Below are 1,180 nucleotides of genomic sequence, written 5' to 3'. Positions count from 1 at the left end.
GCCGCCACGCTGGGGCAGGCGGCCGACGGCCGGGCCCAGCCGCTGTCCTGGGAGCGGATGCTGTCGGGCAGCCTGGCCGACCTGGGCGGGCAATATGTATTCGTCGTGACCCAGCCGCGGCTGGATTACGGGTCGTTCCAGCCGGGCGGCGCGGCCACCGAGGCCATGCAGCGGGCGATCGCCGGGCTGGAATTCGTGCGGTCGGGCCATGCGCGGGTGCATCTGACCGGCGACGTGCAGATCAATGACGAGGAATTCGCCACCGTGGCCCAGGGGATGGTCGCGGGGCTGGTCGGATCGCTGCTGCTGGTGACGCTGTGGCTGTTCCTGGCGGTGCGGACCTGGCGGATCATCGTGCCGATCGTGATTACGCTGGTGTCGGGCCTGATGCTGACGACGGGGTTCGCGGCGCTGGCGGTGGGCACGCTGAACCTGATTTCGGTGGCCTTCGCGATCCTGTTCGTGGGGATCGCGGTGGATTTCGCGATCCAGTTTTCGGTGCGGTTCCGCGCGCAGCGCCTGCCGGACGGGTCGGTGCCGCCGGTCCAGTCGGCGCTGGAGCAGACGGGGGTGGAGACCGGGCACCAGATCCTGGTGGCCGCCATGGCGACGATGGCGGGGTTCCTGGCCTTTACGCCCACGGCCTTCGTCGGGGTGGCGCAACTGGGGCTGATTGCCGGGTTCGGCATGGTGATCGCGTTCCTCTGCACCGTGACCCTGCTGCCGGCGCTGCTGCGGCTGTTCCGGCCGGCGCCGACGCATCGGGCGACGGGCTTTGCCTTCGCGCGGCCGATGGACCGGGCGCTGCGCGTGCGGCGGGTGCCGGTGCTGAGCGTCTTCGTCTTCCTGGCGGTGCTGGGGGCGGCGCTGAGTCCGATGCTGTCGTTCGATGCCGACCCGCTGCATACCAAGAACCCGCATTCGGAGGGGATGCTGACGCTGAAGCTGCTGATGCGCGACCCGCAATCCTCGCCCTATGACGCGCAGGTGCTGGTGGGGAACCTGGCGCAGGCCCAGGCGCTGGCGGCGCGGCTGTCGCGGCTGCCGCTGGTGGACGACGCGATGTGGCTGGGGTCCCTGGTGCCGGAGGACCAGACGGCCAAGCTGGCGATGATCCAGGATGCGGCGTCGATCCTGCTGCCGACGCTGGTGGTGCCGAACCCCGCCCCGGCGCCGGATG

1 protein-coding gene is annotated in these 1,180 nt (G+C 70.7%); it reads left to right on the top strand.

Features of this window, described 5'->3' with window-relative positions:
• Window positions 1-1,180: MMPL family transporter (locus HUK84_RS19250; RefSeq protein ID WP_176641647.1), on the top strand; the 1,180-nt coding region annotated here is incomplete at both ends.

It is taken from the genome of Nguyenibacter vanlangensis, from assembly GCF_013376155.1.
In the GTDB taxonomy this organism is placed as follows: Bacteria; Pseudomonadota; Alphaproteobacteria; order Acetobacterales; family Acetobacteraceae; genus Gluconacetobacter; species Gluconacetobacter vanlangensis.
Note: the sequence above shows the minus strand (reverse complement) of the source record. Positions and strands in the feature narration are given on the sequence as shown.